Below are 24,449 nucleotides of genomic sequence, written 5' to 3'. Positions count from 1 at the left end.
AAGATGCCACCGCCGCTGCTGGCAAAACAACCGCACCATCTCCCAGCTTTCCGTGCAGTGTCGGAATTTGCCTTGGCGAGCCGGGAAGTAATGTGGTGCTGAAAGTCACATCGGCCGAACATCAGTGCCAGCGCGGACTGTTCCCGCCCGCTCGACACCCTTACCGAGCGGGTACGCACCGGCCGTGGCGGTCATTGTAGTAGTAACCGTATTTTGGGCACCACACCCTCGGCCAGACCGGTCCTTCATTGGGGGTCACGACCAAGCGGGTCGGCTCACCGTTGCGTACGCACGCGCCATAAGGGTCACGGTGAAAGCCTTGTCCGCAAAAGCTCCGTGCTTGGGCACTGAACGAAAAGACTGAGGCGACGAGGCTGCAAGCCAGGATCGCAGCTATCTTTGGCATATTGAATTTCCTCCGATGGCCGTCAATTGAGCTATTTATATCGTTTGCTGGCGAAGCGATACGCATCAGGTCCTCCGCCGCGGAGCACTTCCGGCAAACCGCGTTCTGACGCGCTGTCTCGAGAAGGTGATAGTGATATCATCGTTTGTCTTTATGTGCCTACGGGCTGCCGCGTACAGGGTCGCTTTGCCTGCCCGACGCGCAAACATGCGGCGAGATCGCGAAGTTGCGTTTTGTCGTCATTGCGAGCGAAGCGAAGCAATCCAGCTTTCTTTTTGTGGCCCGATGGATTGCTTCGCTTCGCTCGCAATGACGGTTTCAACGCAGTTACGTTCCGGCTGTTTGAATTGTGAAGCCGTTGCACACCCCTGATGTCATCATCCGCGAAAGCGGATGATCGAGTATTCCAGAGACGTCAGTGATTGAGCGGAAAGGCCGCGGCGTACTGGATACCCCGCCTTCGCGGGGTATGACGGTTGTTTGTGGGGCGGCGCTGTCATTCAGTCCGTAGGGTGGTCAAAGCGAAGCGTGCCCACCGATTAGCGAGGTATGACGAGTGCCAGGTTAGACGGTGGGCACGGCGCAAGAGCGCCTTTGCCCACCCGATTTCTTTGAAATTCAGCCCGCCGCCATCCCCGAGCGGATCTCGGCGCGCAATTCGTCGATCAGCTTGAGGCCCTTGTTGGTCTCGATGTGCCAGAAGGTCCAGCCGTTGCAGGCGCCGGCGCCTTGTGCCACCGCGCCGATGCGGTGGATCGAGCCGACCTTGTCGCCGAGCATGATGGCGCCGTCGGCGCGCACCAAAGCGCCGTGGCGCTTCTTGGAATCGACCAGCCTGGTGCCGGGCGAAATCATGCCGCGCTCGATCAGTTCGGAGAAGGCGACGCGCGGCGCGTCGCGCGCGGTCATGAACGGCGCCAGGGTGGCTTCCGGCAGCGGTTCGATCGCGGCGATGCGCGCTTCGGCTGCCACAGCATAGGTCTTGTCGCGCTCGAAGCCGATGTAGCGGCGGCCGAGACGTTTTGCCACGGCACCCGTGGTGCCGGTGCCGTTGAACGGATCGATCACGAGGTCGCCGGGTTTCGACGACGACAGCAGCACGCGCGCCAGCAGGCCTTCTGGTTTTTGCGTCGGGTGGACCTTCTTGCCATCCTCGCCCTTGAGCCGTTCCTCACCGGTACACAAAGGGATCAGCCAGTCGGAGCGCGCCTGGACGTCCTCGTTGGCGGCCTTCAGCGCTTCGTAGTTGAAGGTATAGCCTTTCGCCTTTTCGTCGCGCGCGGCCCAGATCATGGTCTCGTGGGCGTTGGTAAAACGGCGGCCGCGGAAATTCGGCATCGGATTGGTCTTGCGCCAGACGATGTCGTTGAGAACCCAGAAGCCGAGGTCCTGCATGATCGCGCCGACGCGGAAAATGTTGTGGTAGGAGCCGATCACCCACAGCGTCGCCGACGGTTTCATGATGCGGCGGCACGCCAAGAGCCAGGCGCGGGTGAAATCGTCATAGGCGGCGAAGGATGAAAACTTGTCCCAGTCGTCGTTGACGGCGTCGACATGGGATTCGTCGGGGCGCTTGAGATCGCCCTTGAGCTGCAGATTGTAGGGTGGGTCCGCGAATACCAGGTCGACCGAACCGGCCGGCAGTTTCGACATCTCGGCGACGCAATCGCCTATGACGATACGGATATTCTCCTGGGACTCGAATTTAGTGCGGGGCGCCCTTGCAGACGCCCCGCGACGCGACACAACCATGACTCAAATACTCTGACTCAGGCGACGCTGTCGGCGACGCGGGACTAAACAACCGACTGGCCGTACATTGACGAGGCAAAGTAAAAATCGACTTAACCCGGTAATTCTTTCTTGCTAGGCAATTTTTGCCGGGCGGGTTATTGATTAACGCGATGGAATTTTTACGTGACTGTCGCGTTGGATATCGGTGATGCGTTGCCGCCGAATTGGAAATGAGGAAAATACGCCATGCGTTACGATGACTTCCGTCGCAGCGACGATATCGAGGACCGTCGCGATGACAGCGGCGGCGGAATGGGTGGCGGCGGCCTCGGTCTTCCCATGGGCGGCGGCGGACTCGGCATTGGCACCATCATCGTGCTCGGCCTGATCGGCTATGCGTTCGGCATCGACCCGCGCATCCTGATTGGCGGCGCGGAAATTCTGGGCGGCGGCAGCCAGGCGCCGAGCTATCAGACCGATCGCAGGTCGGGAACCGTCAAGACCGGCGCGCCGACCGACGAGATGGGCAGCATGATCGCCGGCATCCTCGGTGAGATCGACGATCGCTGGAGCGAGATCTTCCAGGCCTCGGGGCAATCCTACACGGGCCCGAAAATCGTGCTGTTCCGCAACGCCACCAATGGCGGGCGCTGCGGCATGGCGCAGTCGGCGATGGGGCCGTTCTACTGTCCGCCGGAGCGCCGGATATTTCTCGACACCGGATTTTTCCGCGAGGTCGAGACCAGGTTCCACGGCTGCTCCGGCAATGCCTGCAAATTCACCGCGGCCTATATCATCGCCCACGAGGCCGGGCATCACATCCAGAACCTGCTCGGCATCCTGCCGCGCGTGACGCGGCTGCAGCAGCAGGCCGGCAGCAAGGCGGAGAGCAACGCGCTGCAGGTCAAGGTCGAGCTGCAGGCGGATTGCCTGTCCGGCGTCTGGGTCAATCGCGAGTCGAAGAAGCGACCGGGCTTCCTCGAGGCCGGCGATATCGACGCGGCGCTGACGACGGCGTCCGCGATCGGCGACGATACGCTGCAGCGGCAGGCGACCGGGCGGGTGGTGCCGGATTCCTTCACCCACGGCTCCGCCGCGCAGCGCAAGCAATGGTTCATGACCGGCTATCAGCAGGGCACGGTGCAGGCCTGCAACACGTTCGGCGCGGGCAATTTGTGAGGATCGCGATGCATTGATCGTCATGGCCGGGCAGAAGCGCGAAGCGCGTCTTCGCGCTAGATGTCCCGGCCATCCACGTCTTTGCTTGCTGAGAAAAACTTAAGGCGTGGATGCCTGGCACAAGGCCGGGCATGACGAGGAGAGACGCATGATGTCTTCCATCGACGAATCGAAAAAATTCGTTCCGCTCAACATCGCGGTGCTGACGATTTCGGATACGCGCACGCTGGCGGATGACAAATCCGGAAACACGCTGGCGGAGCGGCTTACCGCCGCCGGTCATCACCTCGCGGCGCGCGAGATCACAACCGACGACGTCGAGGCGATCCGCGGTATCGTCAGGAAATGGATTGCGGAGCCGGGCGTCGATGTCATCATCACCACCGGCGGCACCGGCTTTACCGGCCGCGATGTGACGCCGGAGGCGGTCGAGCCGTTGTTCGAGAAGCGGATGGATGGTTTTTCGATCGCGTTCCACATGCTGAGCCATGCCAAGATCGGTACCTCGACGATCCAGAGCCGGGCCACCGCCGGGACAGCCGGCGCCACCTTCATCTTCTGCCTGCCGGGATCGCCCGGCGCCTGCCGCGACGCCTGGGATGGCATTCTCATGGCCCAGCTCGACTACCGCACCCGGCCGTGCAATTTCGTCGAGATCATGCCGCGGCTGGACGAACATCTGCGCCGCCCGAAAGCGCAGGGCGCGACGGCCTAGAGCGTTTTCAAGCGAAGTGGAGACCAATTCGCGTTAAGAAGACGCGTCAAATAAGAATCTAGAGCCCCGTTTCGATAGAATCGAAACGGGGCTCTAGGCGATGATCCTCTTCAGCGCGGCCCACAATCCCGTCCACATGTCGCGCCAGGCTTGTTCGCGCAGCCGATGCGCGCGCTTTTTGTAGAAGGCCATGAGTTCCGGCGTGACGCGCCGCGACGAAGCGCGACGCGTCGGCGTCACAGCTCGAGCTCCCAGGTCTCGCCGATCAGGCTCTGGCCGAAACCGCGGTGCGGCTCGCTGGCGACCCGTACAAAGCCCGCTTCCTGATAGATTTTCCGCGCGGCCAGCAGAATGCTCTGGGTCCACAGCGTGATCTTGCGGTAGCCGCAAGCCCTGGCAAACGAAATGCATTCGCCGACCAGCCGCCGTCCCAATCCCTGTCCGCGTCCGGCCGGATCGACCAGCAGCAATCGCAGCTTGGCGACGTCGTCGGTTTGCCTGACCAGGAATACCGAGCCGACTTGGGCGCCGTCGATGTCGGCGATCCAGCAGCGTTCGCGCGAGGCGTCGAACGAGGCGAGGAATTTTGCCAATATCTCCGCCACCAGCGCTTCGAACGACGAGTCAAAACCGTATTCGCGCGCGTACAATTCGCCATGGCTTTGCACCACCCATCCCATGTCGCCCGGCCGGGGATCGCGCAGGATCGCAGGTCGCGGCGTGTGCGGCGCGCCGAGCAGACGCTCGATCGCGCCCATCGCCGCGGTCAGACGCGCCACGCCACCGGGCGGCAGGGCGGTGAGCATGGCGGCGACGTCGTCCTGCGAGCTGCGCTCGAGTCTTGCAAAAGCCTGGCGGCCCTTGGCGGTCAGGCCGAGCTGGAATTGGCGCCGGTCGGAAGGCAACGCCTTGCGGGTGATCAGCCCATCCTCGTCGAATTTCTGGACGATGCGGCTGAGGTAGCCCGGATCGAGGCCGAGCTCGATCCCGACCTCTTTCGCCGCCACATTGTCCCGCTGCGCCAACTCGTACAGCACCCGTGCCTCGCTCAGCGAGAACGGACTTTTCAGGAGTTGCTGGTCGAGCACGCCGAGCTTGCGGGTGTAGAAGCGGTTGAAGGCGCGTACCGCCGATATCTGGGCATTCGAATCCGGTTGCGACATGGCTCACCTCGATAGTTGCCATTGTCAAACAATTATTTGACTTTGGCAAGTATCTTGGGGCAAGAATCTCGGCGCGCCTCATGCCACCATGATGATCCGGCTCCGCAACAGCGTCCGTGAGGAGCGGCCTAGCTGCCGCAGCAGTCGGGCCTCGGAGCGGCGGGCGTCCGGCGCGTGGCCGCCGAGCCGCTCGTAATGGTCGCGCGCGATCAAAAGCCCCTGGTCCGCCGACGGCCCGGTGATCATGCGGGCGATGAATTTGAAACCGTCGCGCAGGCTTGGGTCGTCATAGGGCGAGCGGGCGTAGCGGAAGATGCCGGCGCGCGGGCGTCCGCTGTCCGAGACGCGCTGGATGAATTGCGTGGTCTCCTCGATCCAGCTCGAGTCCAGCACCGCGCCGGCATGCAGGAACATCAGCCAGGGCGAACGGGCCTGGCGCGCGCCAGCCGCCAGCGCCGCCGCCCGCGTGCCCTGGCAAGGCAGGAAGCGGCAGCCCGCGACGTCGGCGACCCGCTCGATCACCCCGGTACCGGCCCGGTCAACCAGAAGAACTTCCTTGATCACGCCGGCTGCGGCTCCCGGCACCAGGGCGGCGAGGGTGGCGACGGCAGACTGTTCGACGCCTTCGGTGGGGATAATCACGCTCAGCATGAATGAAGCTTCGTTCTCCCAGACGGTAAAAACGTCGCACAGTTACCACCTTGTCACAATCAAAGCAGCCCGCTCGCTGCAGCTTTTTGCGGCAGCGGAGCGGACGGAACGGGGGGCCGGGGCTATCCCACAGCGGATCGGGGTAGGGGCGGCTAGAGCATGATCCGGAAAAGTGGGAACCGGTTTTCCCTCGACAAACGCGAAGCGTTTGCTCGGAGATCACGCTCAAACAGAAAGCTAGAGTGGGATGACTATTCGAAGAAAAGTCATCCCACTCTAGGCGCCGGCCAATCCCTGCCGGGCCTGACGACGTGCGGGTTTCGGCTTGTGGCCATCATGTCCGCGGTACCGCTGACATCAGTCACGGGCGTCCACGTTATTGCCGTATGGCCAAACCCAGTCGCGGATTTGCGGCATGTCTTCGCCATGCTCGCGGACGTAGCGCGTGTGCTCGATCAGGGCATCGCGGAACTGCTGCTTGATGTGGGCCGCGGCGATGTTGAGGCCCGGCACGCGATCGATGACTTCGATCGCCAGATGAAAGCGGTCGAGCTCGTTCAACACCACCATGTCGAACGGCGTCGTCGTCGTGCCTTCCTCGGCAAAGCCGCGAACGTGCATCCCGGCGTGGTTGGTGCGGTTATAGGTCAGGCGATGGATCAGATAGGGATAGCCGTGATAGGCGAAGATCACCGGCTTGTCGCGCGTGAACATGCCGTCGAAATCGCGATCGCTGACGCCGTGCGGATGCTGGTCTTTCGGCTGCAGCGTCATCAGGTCGACCACATTGACGACCCGGATTTTCAGGTCGGGCAGGGCCTTCCGCAGCAAGTCGACCGCGGCCAGCGTCTCCAGTGTCGGGACGTCGCCGGCGCAGGCCATCACCACATCGGGTTCGGAGCCCGCCGCCTCGGTGCCGGCCCATGGCCAGATTCCGATGCCGGCATCGCAATGCGTCGCGGCCTCCCGCATGGTCAGCCATTGCGGCGCGGGCTGCTTGCCGGCGACGATCACGTTGATGCGGTCATAGGTCCGCAGACAATGGTCGGCGATCCAGAGCAGCGTGTTGGCATCGGGCGGAAAATACACCCGGACGATGTCGGCCTTCTTGTTGGTGACGAGATCGACGAAGCCGGGGTCCTGATGGCTGAAGCCGTTGTGGTCCTGACGCCAGACATGCGAGGTCAGGAGATAATTGAGCGAGGCGATCGGCCGTCGCCACGGCAGCGCGCGTGAAACCTTCAGCCATTTGGCGTGCTGGTTGAACATGGAATCGACGATGTGGATGAAGGCCTCGTAGCAGGAGAAGAAGCCGTGCCGTCCGGTGAGCAGATAGCCTTCCAGCCAGCCCTGGCAGAGGTGCTCGCTCAACACCTCCATCACCCGGCCGTCCCTCGCCAGATGAACGTCGTACGGCTCGATGCCCTCCATCCAGACCCGCTCCGTCACCTCGAACACCGCATCGAGGCGGTTCGAGGCGGTCTCGTCGGGCCCCACGATCCGGAAATTCCGCGCCTCGGCGTTGTCGCGCACGACGTCGCGCAGGAATTGTCCGAGCACGCGCGTGGCTTCGGCCTCGGCGCCGCCGGGGCAGGGGACGTCGACGGCATAGCCATGAAAGTCCGGCAGCTTGAGCTCGCGCTTCAAGAGCCCGCCATTGGCGTGCGGATTGGCGCCCATGCGACGCTCGCCTTCGGGAGCAAGCGCCTGCAATTCAGGGAGCAGCCGGCCGGATTCGTCGAACAGCTTGTCCGGCTGATAGCTGCGCATCCATTGCTCGAGCAGTTTCAGATGCTCGGGATTTCCACGCGGATTGGCGATCGGCACCTGATGCGCGCGCCAAAAGCCCTCGACCTTCAGGCCGTCAACCTCTTTCGGTCCGGTCCAGCCCTTGGGACTGCGCAGCACGATCATGGGCCATTGCGGACGCCCGCTTGTCGTGCGCCCGTCGCGCGCGGCCGTCTGAATTTTGCGGATGCTTTCCAGTGCCCGCTCCAGCGTGTCGGCCATCAGCCGATGCATCGTTGCGGGGTCGCTGCCTTCCACGAATAACGGCTCATGGCCGTAGCCCATGAAGAGATGGCGAATCTCTTCGTTGCTCATCCGGCCGAGCACGGTGGGATTGGCGATCTTGTAGCCGTTGAGATGAAGGATGGGCAGCACCGCGCCGTCATGCGCGGCATTGAGGAAATTGTTGGAATGCCAGGACGCGGCGAGCGGCCCGGTCTCGGCTTCGCCGTCGCCGACCACGCAGGCGACGATGAGATCGGGATTGTCGAGTGCCGCGCCATAGGCGTGCAGCAGCGCGTAGCCGAGTTCGCCGCCCTCGTGGATCGATCCCGGTGTTTCCGGCGCCGCGTGGCTCGGAATGCCGCCGGGAAACGAGAACTGGCGGAACAATTTGCGCAAGCCCTCGGCGTCGCGGCCGATGTCCGGATAGATCTCGCTGTAGCTGCCTTCGAGATAGGTGTTGGCGACCATGCCCGGGCCGCCGTGACCGGGCCCGCAGACATAGAGGACGTTGAGGTCGGATGCGCGAATGACCCGGTTGAGATGGGCGTAGACGAAATTGAGTCCCGGTGTGGTGCCCCAATGTCCCAATAGCCGCGGCTTGATGTGCTCCGGCAGCAAGGGTTCGCGAAGCAGGGGGTTGGCGAGCAGATAGATTTGGCCGACCGAGAGGTAGTTGGCGGCGCGCCAGTAGCGGTCCAGCAGGTCCAGATCACGGGCTGTTGAAGACGTGTCGTTGGCGCCTGGTGTCTGCATGGCAACGTCTCAACGATGGCTTAAAGCAACACACTTGCCAGCCGATCGATCCTTCGTGGTGCGAACAAGGTAAAGAGAGGCAAAATATAGAGAGGGAATGTGTAGCGACGGCGTCAGCCGGCGCCGGCGCACTCACGATCCCACCACCTTCCGCCATGCCCGATGTTGATCCGGCGCAATGAGACGGATTCGCTCATCCCCAGGCGACTGCAGTTATGTTCTTGCTTTGTTCTATCGGCGTGCTATGTTCTCGCCATGAGCCGAGCATCCTCTCATGCCCTCAAGCACCCGCCGGTCACGGCGCCCTCCGAACCGGCGGGTGCACCACCCCCTTTTCCGGAACTTGCAGTCGCGATCGAGCGCGAACGGCGGCGTGGCCGCGGTGCGCAGTCCAACGCCAGCGGCCGTTTTGAGGCCGAGGCGCGGGTCGCCTTCGACGACGGCTGGCAGAGCCTCGATGAACTGCCGCCGTTCAAGACCACCGTCGCGCTCGACACCGCGCGAAAAGTCATCACCCGCAACGATTCGCCCGATATCGGCTTCGACCGCTCGATCAATCCCTACCGGGGCTGCGAGCACGGCTGCGTCTACTGTTTTGCCAGGCCGACTCACGCCTATCTCGGGTTGTCGCCGGGACTGGACTTCGAATCGAAATTGTTTGCAAAACCTGACGCGCCGCAATTGCTGGAAAAGGAATTAGCGGCGCAGGACTACGAACCGCGCATGATCGCGATCGGCACCAACACCGATCCCTATCAGCCGATCGAGCGCGAGCGGAAGATCATGCGCGGCATTCTCGAGGTGCTGGAGCGCGCCTCGCATCCGGTCGGCATCGTGACCAAATCGGCACTGGTGACCCGCGACATCGATGTCCTGGCGCGGATGGCCAAGCGCAATCTCGCCAAGGTGGCGATTTCGGTGACGACGCTCGATGCCAAGCTGGCACGCACCATGGAGCCGCGGGCCTCGACGCCGGCGAAACGGCTGGAAGCGCTGCGGCAATTGTCGGAAGCGGGCATTCCGACCACGGTGATGGTCGCGCCCGTCATCCCCGCCCTGAACGATAGCGAGATCGAGCGCATCCTCGATGCGGCTTCGCATGCCGGCGTCAAGGAAGCGAGCTATGTGCTGCTGCGGCTGCCGCTGGAAGTGCGCGACCTGTTTCGCGAATGGCTGATGGCGAACTATCCCGACCGCTACCGCCACATCTTCACGCTGATCCGCGACATGCGCGGCGGCCGCGACTACGACTCGCAATGGGGAACGCGGATGAAGGGCACCGGGCCGATGGCCTGGATGATCGGCCGCCGGTTCGAGATCGCCTGCGAAAAACTCGGTCTCAACAAGCGGCGGTCGAAATTGACCACGGATCATTTCGCGCGGCCCAAGCGCAGCGGCCAGCAACTCAGCCTGTTTTAGAGCGGCGGAGAACATCCGGCATGAGTTCCATAAGCGACAAACCGGCAGCACCCGTCGCGCGGCTGACCATGATCACGCTCGGTGTCAGCAACATGCGTTCCAGCATCGCCTTTTACGAGGCGCTCGGCTTTGTCCGGAAATTCCAGGCCACCGGCGAGACCGTCGCGTTTTTCGAAACCGGCGGCACCGCCATCGGACTTTTTCCGTGGAATCAGCTTGCGCAGGATGTCACGCTGCCGGAACGTCCGCGGCCGCAGGCGTTTCGCGGGATGACATTGGCGTGGAACTGCCGCTCCCCGGAAGAGGTCGACACGGTGCTGGATTTCGCGGTCTCCAAGGGAGCGTCGCTGCTGAAACCCGCGCACAAGACGGATTACGGCGGTTATTCCGGCTATTTTGCCGATCCCGACAATCACCCCTGGGAGGTCGTGGTCGCGCCAGGAATCGAGGTCGGAGAGGACCGTCGGATTCATCTGCCGGACTAGACATCCTTTTGACGCGTTTTCTTCACGCGAACCGGTATCCACTTCGCTCGAAAACGCTATGGCCGGCGATAACGACCTTGAATAGCGGTAATTGCGCCGAGTTCCCGGTTGCGCCGCAGGCTCTCCTTGCGCACGATCCCGGCCATGATTCGGGAAAAATCCAAAGCGAAGTCCAAGGAAAATTCGAAGGAAAAATCCAAGGACGGTCCGGCCAGGCTGGCAAAGGGCGTGATCGCCGTGGCGCCGCCGGGTTTTCGCCGCGAGCGCGCGCTGATCAAGCGCGGCATCTGGCCGGTGGCCGGCTGCGACGAGGCCGGCCGTGGCCCGCTGGCGGGTCCGGTGGTGGCGGCCGCCGTGGTGCTGGACCCCAAGCGAATCCCTAGGGGTATCGACGATTCCAAGCGGCTGACGCCGGAGCGGCGCGAGGAATTGTTCGAGGAAATCTGCGCGACCGCCTCCTTCGCGGTGGCTTTCGGCCCGCCGGCACGAATCGATCGCGACAATATCCTGCGCGCCTCGCTGTGGGCATTGGCGCGCGCCGTGCACGCACTGCCGGAAATGCCGAGACACGTCTTCGTCGACGGCCGCGACAAGCTCGACATCGCCTGCGACTGCGAGGCCGTGATCGGCGGTGACGGGCTGGTGGTCTCGATCGCCGCGGCCTCGATCATCGCCAAGGTGACGCGCGACCGGCTGATGTGCGCCCTGGCGCAGGATTGCCCTGGCTACGGTTTTGAGTCCCACAAGGGCTACAGCGTGCCCGAGCATCTGGAAGCGCTCGATCGGCTCGGACCGTCAGCACATCATCGCAGTCTGTACGCGCCCGTCATCGCGGCACGGGAAAAGCATCAGCCGTGGACCATCAAGCGCGAACCCGACCTGTTTGCCGAAGCAGAGGCGGGCGGGGAAATTTCCGCGGCGATTTGATGAAGCGCTTGTTCTGATCGAATCAGAACCGGGCAAGGTTTTGGCTTTCACGCATTTTCGTCACGCGAACCGGAATCCACTTGCTCGAAAACGTCATGGTTGCCTCGGCGGCTGACGGGCTCTATCACATCCAGGGGATCGAATAGCGCCGGGGTTGCAGCGCTGGGGTTGGGTATTTCGGACGGTTCATGCGTTTCACCTCCCTGATTATCGAACTGATCCGCGCCCGTCCGCGGCTGGTGGTCTGGCTGGTGGTGCTCTGCCAGGCGGCGCTGTGGCTCCTCGTGGCGTTGCTGTTATATCGCAGCCCTCCCGGCAACCTCGCCACCGTGCTGGCCTATGGCCGGGAATACCAGGTCGGCACCGCCCTCGGCCCGCCGCTGGCGTTCTGGCTGGCCGACATCGCGTTTCGCGCCGCCGGCGGCCACATGATCGGCGTCTATTTGCTGTCGCAGCTTTGCTCGATCGCGATGTTCTGGGCGTTTTACCTGCTCTCGCGCGCCATCGTCGGCAGACAACAAGCGGTGCTCGCGGTGCTCCTGACCATGACGGTGACGGCCTTCAGTTCGCCCGGCCTCGAGTTCGGTCCCGAGGTGCTGGCGCGGCCGTTATGGGCGATGTTGCTGCTGCACACCTGGCAACTGATCGGTCAGAACCGGCGCAACGCGTGGTTCGCATGGTCGATCGAAGCCGGGCTGTTGCTGCTGACCACCTCTGCGGCGCCGTTCCTGTTGTTGTTGGTTGCAGGATTTGCACTTGCGACGGAGCGAGGACGGCGCATGCTGATGTCGTTCGATCCGCTGTTCGCGCTTCTCGTGATTCTTGTGCTGGCGCTCCCCTATCTCATCTGGCTGATCCGCGCCGACGCGCTGGTCTTGCCGCCTTTGCCAGGGACCGCGGATCTGGGCGCGCGAGGAATGCATTGGGCCGCGTTGCTCGGGGGCTTGCTGGCGGCGCTAGCCGGCATCGTGCTGCTGGTGGTACTCAATTCCGGCTGGTTCGCCCGCAATCCGGAAGACGCGCCGATCATCTATCGTCCCCAGGTCGCTTCGCTGGCGCGCGATTTCGTCTATTGCCTGGCCATCGGCCCCGCGTTGTTCGGGAGCCTGATTTCCGGCCTGTTCGATCTCGACCGGGTCGCGGGCGGCGCGGGCGTCGCGTTATTGATGTCGGGACTGGCCGTGATTGTCGCGACCGGCGATCTCGTCCAGCTCCGGCGCCACCGGCTGTTGCGCTCGGTCTGGGCGACGGCGATCGTTGCGCCCGCGCTGGCGGTGCTCGCGACCACCATCTTTTTGCCCTGGACCGGCGGCCGCGAGGTGACGACGTCGTTGCCGGCCCGCGCGATCGCGAATTTCTTCGGCGACAGCTTTGAGCGGCGCACCAACCGCCCGCTGCAGGCGGTCACCGGCGACGCGCAACTGGCGGCGCTGATCTCGCTCGACCCGGCGCGTCCCCATCTCTTTCTTGACGCCGCGCCGCAACGGACGCCGTGGATCTCGCTGAAAAAATTCTACGAAACCGGCGGCGTCGTGGTCTGGCGCGCGGCCGATACCGTCGGCACCCCGCCGCCCGATATTGCGCAGCGGTTTCCGGGCCTGGTGCCCGAAGTGCCGCGGGCGTTCGAATGGCTCGTCACCGGGCGGCAACCGCTGCTGCGGATCGGCTGGGCCATCGTGCGGCCGAAAACGCCTTAGCTCCTCATGGTGAGAGCTTGTGAAGTTTTTCGGTAGGTGCCAGTTTCTTTGAGTTATTGCGTTGTTTGGCAGACTGCATGCTGGGGTTGCGGTTGACCACCTCCTGCCTATGCGGCGGCGAGGCGATGGCCCTGCAAGATGTTGTTGGTGAGGGCGTAGCAGAGGACCACGGCTCGGACCTTTTGGAAGCCACGTACGGTCAATTGCCGCAGATCCCAATTGCGCCAGCGCGCATGGATGCATTCGCAGATCGAGCGGGGCTTGTACTGCGCCTTGCCCGCTTCACTCCCCATCCGTGCCCGCCAAGCCAACGCCTGGGCCATCGCCGCGCCGCGGCAAATAGGGGTCGGTGCCATGCTTGGACTGGACCGGTGGACAATAGATCTCGATCCCTTTGCCATGCGCCCACTCGATATCCTCGCCGCTGCAAAAGCCGCCATCGGCAAGATGCCATGCCGGGAAGCGTCCCAGCCGCGTGCGTAGCCGCTCCAGCATCGGCCGCATCAGGCTCCGATCGGAACCGCTATTACTGACGTCGACCGCGACTACGATCTGCTCACCGGCGACGCTTGCCACCTGCACATTATAGGCCGGGCGGAAGCCGCCATCGGCCATCTTCATCACCCGCGCCTGTGTGTCGGTGGTCGAGGCGCGCGGCTCCTTCGGCTTCTTGCCGTTGCCGCGCTTTTGTTCGCGTTCGTCACGCTGCCGCTTGATCTCGTCGAGCGCTTTCTGGGCCGCCTTGACCCGTTCGAGGCGTTCGCGCGCGGCCCGCTCCCTGGCGGCTTTGATCCGCTGGTTGCTGGCATCCGAGCGCGTATCGACCTCACGCTTGAGCTGATCCACGACCGCCTGCGCAGCCGAAAGATGCCGGTCAAGCGTCGCCGCGCGCCGGAACGAGGACGCCCCCGCACTCGCCCGTATCCGCACCCCGTCCTGTGCCAACCCGTCGAGGTCCACCAGGCCAGTCTTGATCAGCGCCGCCAAATGCTCGGCCAGCAGCCGGTCGAGCAGATCAGCGCAACCGACCCGGAAGTCCGCCAGCGTGTGATAGTTCACCGACACGCCGCCACACAGCCAGCGATAAACATCATGGCTGTTGCAAAGCCCCTCCAGGGCACGCGCACTGCCAACCCCCTCGCTGGTGGCATAGAGCCACAGCGCCAGCAGAAGCCGCGGCGAGGTCGCCGGATGACCGGGCCTGTCGCCCCGTGCCTTGATCCGATTCTCAAGCTCGCTCAGGTCGAGGCCTTCGACATACGACCAGATCACTCGTACCGGGTGATCTTCCCCAATCAGGCTCTCGATATCCACTGCACGCAGCTCGATCTGGTCTCGTTTGGGCTCACGCAGCCGCGGCGCTCCCGACGGCGCCCCGCCTACCTGCGGCCCCCTCTGCTCTGGCAGTTCCCCAAAAAGTTCGTCACCGCCCATCAGCGCCTCACCCGATTCGACGATCGCAGGGAATCACATGCATGCGACATCCGCCACACTCGCTTGCCAAGCAGCAAAAAATCACATCCTCTGAGGAGGCGCGTAAGCGCCGTCTCGAACCAAGAAGCCCCGATGCCGCCCATCCTTCGAGACGCACGCTAACGCTTGATCCTCAGGATGAGGATGAAGCTCCCGGCGCGAGCGCCTTGGCGATCGCGCGCAGATCCTGCCACGCCAGCCGCTTGTAGGATGGCGAGCGCAACAGATAGGCCGGGTGGAAGGTGGCGAGCGCGCGGATCACGCGGGTGCCGGTGTCGTAGTCGAGCCAGCGTCCGCGGGTTTTCATGATGCCCTCGCGGGTCGACAGCAGGGTCTGCGTGGAGGGATTGCCGAGCGTGACCAGCACGTCCGGATTCACCAGTTCGATCTGGCGCTGGATGAACGGCAGGCAGATCTGGGTTTCCTGCGGCGTCGGCGTACGGTTGCCGGGCGGCCGCCACGGAATGACATTGGCGATGTAGGCGCTGCCGCGGTCGAGCCCGATCGCCGCGATCATGCGGTCCAGCAATTTTCCGGAGCGGCCGACGAAGGGCAGACCCTCGAGGTCCTCCTCCCGCCCCGGCGCCTCGCCGACGAACATGATGCGCGCCTGCGGGTTGCCGTCGGAAAACACCAGCCGCGTGGCGGTCGATCTTAGCGCGCAGCCGTCGAAATCCTCCAGCAGCGCGCGAAGCGCCTCCAGCGTCGGCGCGGTCCGCGCCGCTTCGCGCGCCGACAGGATCGCGGCTTCCGGTGCTTGCGCCGGTTCGGCGCGCGCGGCGGGAGGCGGGGCAGCAGTCCTGACCGGTCTGGGCGGCGCGGCCTCGCTTGCGACGGGTGTGAGGTCGGGATCGGCCAGCCGGTTGACCGGCGCATCCGCCAGCGCGCAGTCAACCCCGGCCTCCAGGTAAAAGGCCAGCAATTGCGAAACGGTGGGCGCGCGCTCAGGCGTCATGGCGGAGTGTCTGTGGCATCGCACCATTCTAGAGTGGATCGGGTCGCAACGAAACGCCCGAGCCTTGCATTTCCATGGTTGTTCTCAGGCGAAAAAAGTGGAAACAAACCACCTGCAGAACAGAACCTTTTCCACCCTGGCCGGGACCAGATCATGAGCACTGAAGAACTGCCGCCGCGCGAATCCATGGAATTCGATGTTGTCATCGTCGGCGCCGGGCCGTCCGGCCTTGCCGCCGCGATCCGGCTGAAGCAGCTCAACGCCGATCTCAGCATTGTCGTCGTTGAGAAGGGTTCCGAAGTCGGCGCGCACATCCTGTCCGGCGCGGTGATTGATCCGGTGTCGCTTGACAAGCTCGTCCCGGACTGGCGCGAGGACGCTGACTGCCCGCTGAAGACCCAGGTCAAGACCGACAAATTCTACTGGATGACCGAGGGAACCGCGATCCCGCTGCCGGGCATCGCAATGCCGCCGCTGATGAACAATCATCATTGCTATATCGGCTCGCTCGGTAATGTCTGCCGCTGGCTTTCGCGCAAGGCCGAGGCGCTCGGGGTCGAGATCTACCCGGGCTTCGCGGCCGTCGAAGTGCTTTACGACGACAACGGCGCGGTGCGCGGCATCGCCACCGGCGACATGGGCATCGCCAAGGATGGCACACACAAGGACTCGTTCACCCGCGGCATGGAATTGCTCGGCAAATACACGCTGTTCGCCGAAGGCGCGCGGGGCAGCCTGACCAAGCAGCTGATCGCAAAATTTTCCCTCGATGCGAAGAGCGAACCGCCGAAATTCGGCATCGGTCTCAAGGAAGTCTGGCAGATCGATCCCGCGAAACACCAGAAGGGGCTGATCCAGCATTCGTTCGGTTGGCCGCTTAACAATTCAACCGGCGGCGGCTCGTTCCTCTACCACTATGACGACAACATGGTGGCGGTCGGTTTCGTCGTGCATCTCAACTACAATGACCCCTATCTGTCGCCGTTTGACGAATTCCAGCGCTTCAAGACCCATCCCGCGATCCGCACGCTGTTCGAAGGCGGCAAGCGGCTGGCCTATGGCGCGCGGGCCATCACCGAGGGCGGCTATCAGTCGGTGCCGCGGCTGACCTTCGCCGGCGGCGCGCTGATCGGCTGCGCGGCCGGGTTTGTCAACGTGCCGCGCATCAAGGGCGTGCACAACGCCATCGGCAGCGGCATGCTCGCCGCCGAGCACGTCAATGCCGCGCTCGGCGCCGGCCGCGCCAACGACGAACTGGTCGAATATGAGAACGGCTGGCGCGATTCAGAGGTCGGCAAGGATCTCTATCCGGTCCGCAACGTCAAACCGCTGTGGTCGAAGTTCGGCACCGTGATCGGCGTGATGCTCGGCGGTATCGACATGTGGTGCAACACGCTCGGCTTCTCGCTGTTCGGCACCCAGTCCCATGCCAAGCCCGACCGCAAGACGCTCGATCCGGCCAAAACGCATGCGCCGATCGCCTCGCCGAAGCCGGACGGCAAGCTCACCTTCGACCGGCTGTCGTCGGTATTCCTGTCCAACACCAATCACGAGGAGGACCAGCCGGTCCACCTCAGGGTCGCCGACCTCAATTTGCAGAGGACCTCGGAGCACGATGTCTTTGCCGGCCCGTCCAACCGCTATTGCCCGGCCGGCGTCTATGAATGGGTCGAGGAGGCTTCCGGCCCGCGCTTCCAGATCAACGCCCAGAACTGCGTTCACTGCAAAACCTGCGACGTGAAGGACCCCAACGGTAACATCACCTGGGTTCCGCCGGAGGGTGGCGGCGGACCGAACTACGAGGCGATGTGACCACGATTGTGTGAGACAGAGCGTTTTCCAGCGAAGTGGACACCGGTTCGCGTCAAGAAAACGCGTCAAAACAAATAACTTGAGCCCGTTCCGATTTAATCGGAACGGGCTCAAGCCGCCGGCCCGGCGGAAAGGACGGCCACGATACGGCCACACTGGAAGCGTTTTCAGGCGGAGGGCGACTGGCGGGGTGGTCCTGCCGATCAATTCGCCGTCCCGTATCCTTGCGGTGGAACGCCAAACACGGCATTGTCAGCGGGCTTGATGCCGCCAGTTGGGTTCGCATTCGAGAATGATCGCAAGATCTTGCCGTATCCATCTTGGCGTAAATGCATCTTCCGCAAATCCCTGGAGCTAAGGCGAACCGTGATGATTTCCATTCGTTTCAATCGCTGGGCCATTGCCGCTGTCGCCTTCACCGCGCTCGCCGTGCCGGGCTCGCTGTCGGCCCAGACGCCCGATCATCCCTCGGACAACTCGGCGCAGTTTCCCAATTCCCATGACATGAAATCGCTGACGATGTCCGGCAGCTATCTGGCGGCCCGGCATGCCAGTGTGGAGCGCGACTCGGCGGCCGCGGCGGCGTTCTACCGCTCGGCGCTTCGCATCGATCCGAAGAACAACGAGCTCTTGGACCGCGCCTTCATCTCGTCGCTGGCGGACGGCGACATCGACGAGGCCGTCAAGCTCGCCGAACGGATCCTGACCATCGACAAGACCAATCGCGTTGCTCGCCTGGTGGTCGGCGTGCGCGACCTGAAGCAGAAGAAATACGCCTCCGCGCAATCGAACATCAATCAGTCGATCCGCGGGCCGATCACGGATCTGGTCGCGACGCTGCTGTCGGGCTGGGCCAGCTACGGCGCCGGCGACGCCAAGACGGCGGTCGCCAATATCGACAAGCTGACCGGTCCGGAATGGTATCCGATCTTCAAGGACCTGCATTCCGGCATGATTCTCGAACTCGCGGGCAAGGACAAGGACGCCGGCGTGCGGCTCGAGCGGGCCTACAAGCTCGACGACGGCATGCTGCGGGTGGCCGACGACTATGCGCGCTGGCTGACGCGCAACAAGGACAATGCCGCGGCGACGGCGGTCTATGAGGCTTTCGAAAAGAAGCTGCCGCGGCATCCGCTGGTGCAGGAAGATCTGCGCGAAACCAGGGCCGGGAAGAAGCTGCAGCCGCTGGTCGATTCGCCGCAGACCGGCGCTGCCGAAGCGCTGTACGGCATCGGCGCGACGCTGACCCGCCGCGGCGGCGAGGATCTCGCGCTGGTCTATCTGCAGCTTTCGCTGTACCTCGCGCCCAACCATCCGCTGGCGCTGTTGTCGCTGGCCGATCTCTACGAGTCGGTGAAGAAGCCGCAGATGGCGATCAAGGTCTATGAGCGCATGCCGGCGAGTTCGGTGCTCAAGCGCAATGCGCAGATCCAGCTCGCGACCGATCTCGACGCCGCCGACCGCAGCGACGAGGCGATCAAGATCCTCAAGGGCGTCACGGCGGAGGATAAGAAGGATATCGAGGCCATCATGGCGCTCGGCAACATCGAGCGCGGCCGCAAGAAGTTCGCCGATTGCGCCGAGACCTATTCGCAGGGCATCGCGGCGATGCCCGATCCCAACGACAAGAACAACTGGGTCTATTATTACTATCGCGGCATCTGCGAGGAGCGCTCCAAGGCGTGGAACAAGGCCGAAGCCGACATGCGCAAGGCGCTCGAGCTGCAGCCCGAGCAGCCGCACGTGCTGAACTATCTCGGCTATTCGTGGATCGATCAGGGCATCAATCTCGACGACGGCATGAAGATGATCAAGCGCGCCGTCGAGCAGCGCCCGGATGACGGCTACATCGTGGACTCGCTGGGCTGGGCCTATTACCGCATCGGCAATTACGACGACGCGGTGAAGAATCTCGAGCGCGCGATCGATCTCAAGCCCGAGGACCCGACCATCAACGACCATCTCGGCGACGCCTATTGGCGCGTCGGCCGCACGCTGGAGGCGAAATTCCAGTGGGCCCATGCCCGCGACCTCAAGCCCGAGCCGGAAGACCTGCCCAAGATCGAGGCCAAGATCGAGAACGGCCTCCCCGACGACACTTCCTCGGTGACCTCCGCGGACAAGAAAAAAGAAGACGGCAAGGGCGGCTGATCTTGAAGGCCTGATCGAGGGACTGATCGCCAATGGGGGCGCTGATCGAGCATGCGCGTGCCAAAGTCAACCTGACCCTGCGGGTGGTTGGACGGCGGGTCGACGGCTATCACGACCTCGAAAGCATGGTGGCGTTCGCCGACTGCGCCGACCGCCTGAGCCTGACGGTTGGATCCGAACTGCATCTCGTGACCACGGGGCCGCTGGCGCAGGCCTGCGGCGAAACCGCCGATAACCTCGTGTTCAAGGCCGCGCAGCTGCTCCGCGAGCGGGTGGCCAACCTGAAGGTCGGCAGTTTCACACTCGACAAGGTGCTGCCGGTCGCGGCCGGAATTGGCGGCGGTTCGGCCGATGCCGCCGCGGCGCTGCGACTGCTGGCGCGGGCGAACAATCTCGCCATCGACGATTCCCGCCTGATCGAGGTCGCGCGGCTGACGGGCGCCGACGTGCCGGTTTGCCTGGAATCGCGCGCCTGCGTCATGACCGGCGTCGGCGAAACGCTGCTGCCGCTCGCTCTGCCGATCATGCCTTGCGTGATGGTCAATCCGCGCATTCCCGTCGCGACCAGGGACGTGTTCCAGGCGCTCGGCCTGCGCAGCGGCGAACTGCTGGTCGGCTTTGCCGACGTGATCGATGCGGCCAGCTGGCCGGAAACCGGTGCATCGCTTGAAGACTGGGTCGAGGCGCTCGCCGCCGGCACCAACGATCTCGAAGCCCCGGCCACGCGCATTCAGCCCGTGATCGGCGGGGTCATCGCCGCGCTCAATGCGACCAATGGGGCGTGGCTGGCGCGGATGTCGGGCTCAGGCGCGACCTGCTTTGCGGTCTATGAGAATACCGCCGAGGCGCAGCGCGCGGCGCAGCAGATCCAGCTCGATCACCCCGGCTGGTGGGTGCACGCGGGAACGCTGAGCTAGCTCCAGGCGGTGACCGGCCGCCGCGCGAGCGCGAGCGAAATTCCGAGCCCGGCGATGAAAAGCCCCGAGCCCTGTCTCAAGCGCTGAATGAAGCGTGGTCTGCTCACCAGAGTTGCGCGGGCCCTCGCGGCCAACATCACCACGACGATGTCGGCGCAGGTGTTCAGCGCCACCGAGGTCAGGCCGAAGGCGATGAACTGGAGCGCGGGGTAGCCGGCCGCCGGGTTCAGGAATTGCGGAATGAACGCCAGAAAGAAAGCCGCGGTCTTGGGATTCAGCGCCTCGACCAGCACGCCTTCCCGAAATGCGTGCGCCGCTCCGGTCGGGCCGATCGGTTCAGGCGACCGATTGCCTGCTTCGCGAAAGGTCTTGATGCCGAGCCAGACCAGATAAAGGGCGCCGATCAGCTTGAGCGCCGTAAATAGCTGCGCGCTTGCCAGGATGATCGCGGAGACACCGAGGCTGCCTGCGACAACGTGCACAAGCCCGCCCAGCGCCGTCCCGAACGTCGATGCAATACCGGCCTGTCTGCCGCCCGAGAGCGTACGTGACGCCACGTAGAAAATGCCGGGACCGGGGATGACGGCAATGACCAGCGCGGCCAGCAGGAACAGCGAAAGTTGCGCGTCACCCACCGCTAATACGACCTCGCCAGGCAGAACGCCACCACCTGCTCGAGCGCGGTTTTCATCGCAGAGGCCGGAAACAGCGCCAGCGCGTCGACCGCCATCGCGCCGTAATGCTGGGCGCGGTTGATGGTGTCTTCCAGCGCGCGGTGCTTGGTCATCAGGCCGATGGCGTGATCGAGATCGGCGTCGCCGATCTCGCCGCGTTCCAGCGCCTTGACCCAGAACGCGCGCTCGCTGTCGTTGCCGCGGCGGAACGCCAGCACCACCGGCAGCGTGATCTTGCCCTCGCGGAAATCGTCGCCGATGTTCTTGCCGAGCTTTGCGGCCTTGCCGCCGTAGTCCAGCACGTCGTCGACGAGCTGGAACGCGATGCCGAGATTCATGCCGACCGAGCGGCACGCGGTCTGTTCGGCCTTCGGACGGTTGGCGATCACGGGGCCGACCTCGCAGGCCGCGGCAAACAGCTCGGCGGTCTTGCCGCGGATCACCGCGAGATATTCGTCCTCGGTGGTCGCGGTGTTCTTGGCCGCGGCGAGTTGCATCACTTCGCCTTCCGCGATCGTCGCCGCGGCCGATGATAAAATGTCGAGCGCGCGCAGCGAGCCGACCTCGACCATCATCCGGAAGGCCTGGCCGAGCAGGAAGTCGCCGACGAGAACGCTGGCCTCGTTGCCCCACAGCATGCGCGCCGACAGCTTGCCGCGCCGCAATTCGCTTTCGTCGACCACGTCGTCATGCAGAAGCGTGGCGGTATGCATGAATTCGACCGAGGCGGCGAGCTTGATATGGCCGTCGCCGCTGTAACCGGAGAGACCGGCCATCGCCAGCGTCAGCATCGGGCGCAGCCGCTTTCCCCCTGAGGAGATCAGGTGGTTGGCGACCTCGGGGATCATGGTGACTTCCGAGCCGGTCCGCGACAGGATCGTGGCGTTGACGCGCGCCATATCGGGAGCGACAAGCGCGACCAGTTCGTCGATCGAAGCGCTTGCCGGGCTCTCGAAGGGTACAATAACCGCCACGCTGGTCTCCACTTTTGCCCAAATAGCACTATCCTGCACTACAATAGAAAGTGCCGGGGAACGCGGCAAGGGCACGGTGCGGTCGAAAAGCCGCATGCGGCCGCAAGATCGTGCGAAACAGGAGTGCCACAATTGCGGGAATTGGTTCGAACCAACGATATCGTGCTGGTTTCGGCGGTCGGAGCGCTGCTCGACGGCGCCAATATCCATCATCTGGTGCTGGATCAGAACATGAGCATCATCGAAGGCTCGCTCGGCGTGCTGCCGCGCCGGATCCTGGTCCATGAGGACGACAACCGGCAGGCGCGCCAGCTTCTGAGCGATGCGGGCCTAGCCCACGAATTGCGGGCCGATGACTGATTCCGCAGGCTTCACCGAGGATGCATTTCTCGGCGGCCAATTGCGTCTGCGGCAACCGAAATCGGGCCACCGCGCCGGCCATGATGCGATGCTGCTGGCGGCGGCGACGGCGGTGCGTCCCGGCGACCGCGTCGTCGAATTCGGTGCCGGCGTCGGCGCCGCCGGTCTCGCGCTCGCCAAACGGGTCTCTGAAATCAGGCTCGCTCTGGTCGAGATCGACGTTGGTCTCGCAGAGCTCGCGCGAGTCAATGCGGCTGCCAACGCCATTGCCGCCGATGTGATCGTGCTGGACGTGACATCGGAGGCGAGCGCCTTTGCGGATGCGGGTCTTGCTCCCGACAGCGCCGATGTCGTGCTGATGAATCCGCCGTTCAATGATCCGGCGCGGCACCCCGCCTCGCCGGACAAGGCACGCGTATCGGCGCATGTGGCGAGGCCGACGACGCTAACGAGCTGGGTTCATGCGAGCCGGCGGATCCTGAAATCCGGCGGCGTGCTAACATTGATCTGGCGCGCCGACGGCATTGCCGAGGTGCTGGCGTCACTCGATCGCGGCTTCGGAAGTTTCAAGATTCTGCCGGTCCATGGTGACCCGGCGATACCAGCCAATCGCGTGCTGATTCGCGCCATCAAGAGCGGCCGGGCGCCGACGGAAATCTACCCTGCGTTGATGCTTAATGAGAGGGCAACTGTGCCCAATAAATGGGTTCAGGAGATCCTGGCCGGGAAGGGGATATTGCCGCTGGCTAAGCCTTGAAACCGGCCGATCGCTCAGGCCGTCAATGGAACCGGCTATTGCGGAAGGCTGTTGGAGTCCTGTTTTGGCGCGGAAGTGAAGTGAATTGCGGCCAAGAGGGTACCGATCAGCATCACCAGCAGATAGATTTTCATGACTTTCTCCGCTGCGCCATTGCAGCACAACGGCTGCGATGCAAATGGCGTTCCATTCCGGTTAACCGGCACACATGGAATGTCAGTATGAGAATAAGAAATGGTTAAATTTGAGGTGAGCGCATGACAGAACAAAGTGGCGACCGCGGAGGAGGGGCTGGCCTGCTCGACTGGCTGATGGGCTTCCTTCCGGCTCGCCTGCGGCCGGGGACCACGGTCGTGCCCGTGGTCCGGCTGTCCGGCCTGATCGGAGCGGTAACGCCGCTGCGGCCGGGCATGTCGCTGGCGGGCGTCGCCAGGACGCTGGAGCGCGCGTTTGCCATCAGGCATGCCAAGGCCGTGGCGCTGGTGATCAATTCCCCCGGCGGTTCGCCGGTACAGTCGCGCCAGATCTATCTGCGGATCAGGCAGCTTGCGGCGGAAAAGCAATTGCCCGTGCTGGTTTTCGTGGAAGATGTCGCGGCCTCTGGCGGCTACATGATCGCCTGCGCCGGCGATGAAATCTTCTGCGATCCGTCGTCGATCCTGGGCTCGATCGGCGTGGTCGGCGGCTCCTTCGGATTCCAGGAGCTGATCGGGAAGATCGGCGTCGAACGCAGGCTCTATACGGCGGGCGCGCACAAGGCGATGCTCGATCCGTTCCTTCCCGAAAACCCCGACGATGTCGCGCGCCTCAAGGCGCTTCAACGCGAGATCCATGCGATCTTCATCGCGCTGGTCAAACAGAGCCGGGGCTCTCGCCTCAAGGGCGCCGACGATGTCCTCTTCACCGGCGAATATTGGGCGGGAGAAACCGCGGTGTCGCTGGGCCTGGCGGATCAGATCGGCGATCTGCGCGCGACGCTGCGCGCCCGCTTTGGCGAGAAGGTGCTGACGCCACTGATCGCGCCTTCGGGCGGCTTGCTGTCCGGCCTGCTCGGCCGCAGATCCGCCGGCGCGGGCACGCTCGCTTCGCTGGAAGGTATCGCGGGCCTGCCGGACGAATTGATCTCGGCGCTGGAAAGCCGGGCAATTTGGGCCAAATTCGGATTCTAACAGCGAATTTAGCGCGCCATTTAGTCTCGGGCAGGGCGATTGCAGGCGGGGCCAGCTTGCGCGAC

The 24,449-nt window shown here is 63.8% G+C and carries 21 protein-coding genes and 1 pseudogene; 12 read left to right on the top strand and 10 right to left on the bottom strand.

The window, feature by feature from the left end:
• Positions 1–160: 160 nt before the first annotated feature.
• Both B5525_RS47695 and B5525_RS01300 read right to left on the bottom strand, forming a co-directional pair.
• Positions 161–406 carry a GCG_CRPN prefix-to-repeats domain-containing protein gene (locus tag B5525_RS47695; RefSeq protein WP_425305283.1) on the bottom strand — a complete coding sequence of 82 codons (246 nt, stop codon included), beginning with the start codon at positions 404–406 and terminating at the stop codon, positions 161–163.
• Positions 407–1,024: 618 nt separating this feature from the next.
• Entirely contained in the window at positions 1,025–2,158 is a 1,134-nt protein-coding gene (locus tag B5525_RS01300) for a site-specific DNA-methyltransferase (RefSeq protein WP_079564176.1), read from the bottom strand.
• A 228-nt stretch (positions 2,159–2,386) separates the two neighbouring features.
• Between B5525_RS01300 and ypfJ the strand changes: the two genes are divergently transcribed.
• Both ypfJ and moaB read left to right on the top strand, forming a co-directional pair.
• The gene (ypfJ, locus tag B5525_RS01295) at positions 2,387–3,319 is read left to right on the top strand and encodes a KPN_02809 family neutral zinc metallopeptidase (protein WP_079564174.1); all 933 of its coding nucleotides are present in this window, start codon (positions 2,387–2,389) and stop codon (positions 3,317–3,319) included.
• A 151-nt stretch (positions 3,320–3,470) separates the two neighbouring features.
• The gene (gene moaB, locus B5525_RS01290) at positions 3,471–4,034 is read left to right on the top strand and encodes a molybdenum cofactor biosynthesis protein B (RefSeq protein ID WP_079572774.1); all 564 of its coding nucleotides are present in this window, start codon (positions 3,471–3,473) and stop codon (positions 4,032–4,034) included.
• Between the two features lie 93 nt (positions 4,035–4,127).
• Here moaB and B5525_RS43485 read toward each other — a convergent pair whose 3' ends face one another.
• The 4 genes from B5525_RS43485 to B5525_RS01275 form a co-directional block, all read right to left on the bottom strand.
• The gene (locus tag B5525_RS43485; protein WP_154073007.1) at positions 4,128–4,274 is read right to left on the bottom strand and encodes a hypothetical protein; all 147 of its coding nucleotides are present in this window, start codon (positions 4,272–4,274) and stop codon (positions 4,128–4,130) included.
• The gene (locus tag B5525_RS01285; RefSeq protein ID WP_079564173.1) at positions 4,271–5,197 is read right to left on the bottom strand and encodes a bifunctional helix-turn-helix transcriptional regulator/GNAT family N-acetyltransferase; all 927 of its coding nucleotides are present in this window, start codon (positions 5,195–5,197) and stop codon (positions 4,271–4,273) included. Before B5525_RS01285 ends, B5525_RS43485 begins: the two co-directional genes overlap by 4 nt.
• A gap of 78 nt (positions 5,198–5,275) precedes the next feature.
• Positions 5,276–5,848, bottom strand: a complete 573-nt coding sequence (locus B5525_RS01280; protein WP_079564171.1) for a glycosyl transferase — start codon at positions 5,846–5,848, stop codon at positions 5,276–5,278.
• A 357-nt stretch (positions 5,849–6,205) separates the two neighbouring features.
• Entirely contained in the window at positions 6,206–8,614 is a 2,409-nt protein-coding gene (locus B5525_RS01275) for a phosphoketolase family protein (protein WP_079564170.1), read from the bottom strand.
• A 255-nt stretch (positions 8,615–8,869) separates the two neighbouring features.
• Between B5525_RS01275 and B5525_RS01270 the strand changes: the two genes are divergently transcribed.
• The 4 genes from B5525_RS01270 (at position 8,870) to B5525_RS01255 (ending at position 13,142) form a co-directional block, all read left to right on the top strand.
• Positions 8,870–10,033, top strand: coding sequence for a PA0069 family radical SAM protein (locus tag B5525_RS01270; protein ID WP_079564168.1), 1,164 nt, complete (start codon positions 8,870–8,872; stop codon positions 10,031–10,033).
• A 29-nt stretch (positions 10,034–10,062) separates the two neighbouring features.
• Positions 10,063–10,518, top strand: coding sequence for a VOC family protein (locus tag B5525_RS01265; protein WP_079572772.1), 456 nt, complete (start codon positions 10,063–10,065; stop codon positions 10,516–10,518).
• A gap of 144 nt (positions 10,519–10,662) precedes the next feature.
• Positions 10,663–11,445 carry a ribonuclease HII gene (locus B5525_RS01260; protein ID WP_079572770.1) on the top strand — a complete coding sequence of 261 codons (783 nt, stop codon included), beginning with the start codon at positions 10,663–10,665 and terminating at the stop codon, positions 11,443–11,445.
• 188 nt (positions 11,446–11,633) lie between these two features.
• Positions 11,634–13,142, top strand: a complete 1,509-nt coding sequence (locus B5525_RS01255) for a glycosyltransferase family 39 protein (protein WP_079564166.1) — start codon at positions 11,634–11,636, stop codon at positions 13,140–13,142.
• 107 nt (positions 13,143–13,249) lie between these two features.
• Here B5525_RS01255 and B5525_RS01250 read toward each other — a convergent pair.
• Both B5525_RS01250 and B5525_RS01245 read right to left on the bottom strand, forming a co-directional pair.
• Positions 13,250–14,576 (bottom strand): annotated as a pseudogene (locus tag B5525_RS01250) (IS1182 family transposase).
• A gap of 172 nt (positions 14,577–14,748) precedes the next feature.
• Entirely contained in the window at positions 14,749–15,570 is an 822-nt protein-coding gene (locus B5525_RS01245; RefSeq protein WP_079564165.1) for a uracil-DNA glycosylase, read from the bottom strand.
• A 153-nt stretch (positions 15,571–15,723) separates the two neighbouring features.
• Here B5525_RS01245 and B5525_RS01240 point away from each other — a divergent pair, with 153 nt between their 5' ends.
• The 3 genes from B5525_RS01240 (at position 15,724) to B5525_RS01230 (ending at position 20,450) form a co-directional block, all read left to right on the top strand.
• Positions 15,724–17,382, top strand: coding sequence for an electron transfer flavoprotein-ubiquinone oxidoreductase (locus tag B5525_RS01240; protein ID WP_079564163.1), 1,659 nt, complete (start codon positions 15,724–15,726; stop codon positions 17,380–17,382).
• Positions 17,383–17,751: 369 nt separating this feature from the next.
• Positions 17,752–19,533, top strand: coding sequence for a tetratricopeptide repeat protein (locus tag B5525_RS01235; protein WP_079564161.1), 1,782 nt, complete (start codon positions 17,752–17,754; stop codon positions 19,531–19,533).
• A gap of 32 nt (positions 19,534–19,565) precedes the next feature.
• Positions 19,566–20,450, top strand: coding sequence for a 4-(cytidine 5'-diphospho)-2-C-methyl-D-erythritol kinase (locus tag B5525_RS01230; protein WP_079564160.1), 885 nt, complete (start codon positions 19,566–19,568; stop codon positions 20,448–20,450).
• Here B5525_RS01230 and B5525_RS01225 read toward each other — a convergent pair.
• Positions 20,447–21,085 carry a LysE family translocator gene (locus B5525_RS01225; RefSeq protein WP_079564158.1) on the bottom strand — a complete coding sequence of 213 codons (639 nt, stop codon included), beginning with the start codon at positions 21,083–21,085 and terminating at the stop codon, positions 20,447–20,449. The two genes, B5525_RS01230 and B5525_RS01225, sit on opposite strands and share 4 nt — an antisense overlap.
• A gap of 2 nt (positions 21,086–21,087) precedes the next feature.
• On the bottom strand, positions 21,088–22,098 hold the full coding sequence (locus B5525_RS01220; RefSeq protein WP_079572768.1) for a polyprenyl synthetase family protein: 1,011 nt from the start codon (positions 22,096–22,098) through the stop codon (positions 21,088–21,090).
• A gap of 132 nt (positions 22,099–22,230) precedes the next feature.
• On the opposite strand from B5525_RS01220, the gene B5525_RS01215 reads away from it, so the two are divergent.
• The 3 genes from B5525_RS01215 (at position 22,231) to B5525_RS01205 (ending at position 24,384) form a co-directional block, all read left to right on the top strand.
• Positions 22,231–22,458, top strand: coding sequence for a DUF2007 domain-containing protein (locus tag B5525_RS01215; protein WP_079564156.1), 228 nt, complete (start codon positions 22,231–22,233; stop codon positions 22,456–22,458).
• Complete coding sequence (locus tag B5525_RS01210; protein ID WP_079564155.1) at positions 22,451–23,215, top strand: tRNA1(Val) (adenine(37)-N6)-methyltransferase; 765 nt, start codon at positions 22,451–22,453, stop codon at positions 23,213–23,215. The genes B5525_RS01215 and B5525_RS01210 overlap by 8 nt, the downstream gene beginning before the upstream one ends.
• Positions 23,216–23,472: 257 nt before the next feature.
• Positions 23,473–24,384 (top strand): S49 family peptidase, encoded by a 912-nt coding sequence (locus B5525_RS01205; protein WP_079564153.1) that lies wholly within the window; start codon positions 23,473–23,475, stop codon positions 24,382–24,384.
• Positions 24,385–24,449: the final 65 nt, after the last annotated feature.

It is taken from the genome of Bradyrhizobium erythrophlei, from assembly GCF_900129505.1.
GTDB lineage: Bacteria > Pseudomonadota > Alphaproteobacteria > Rhizobiales > Xanthobacteraceae > Bradyrhizobium > Bradyrhizobium erythrophlei_D.
This window is presented reverse-complemented; position numbering and strand designations above follow the sequence as displayed.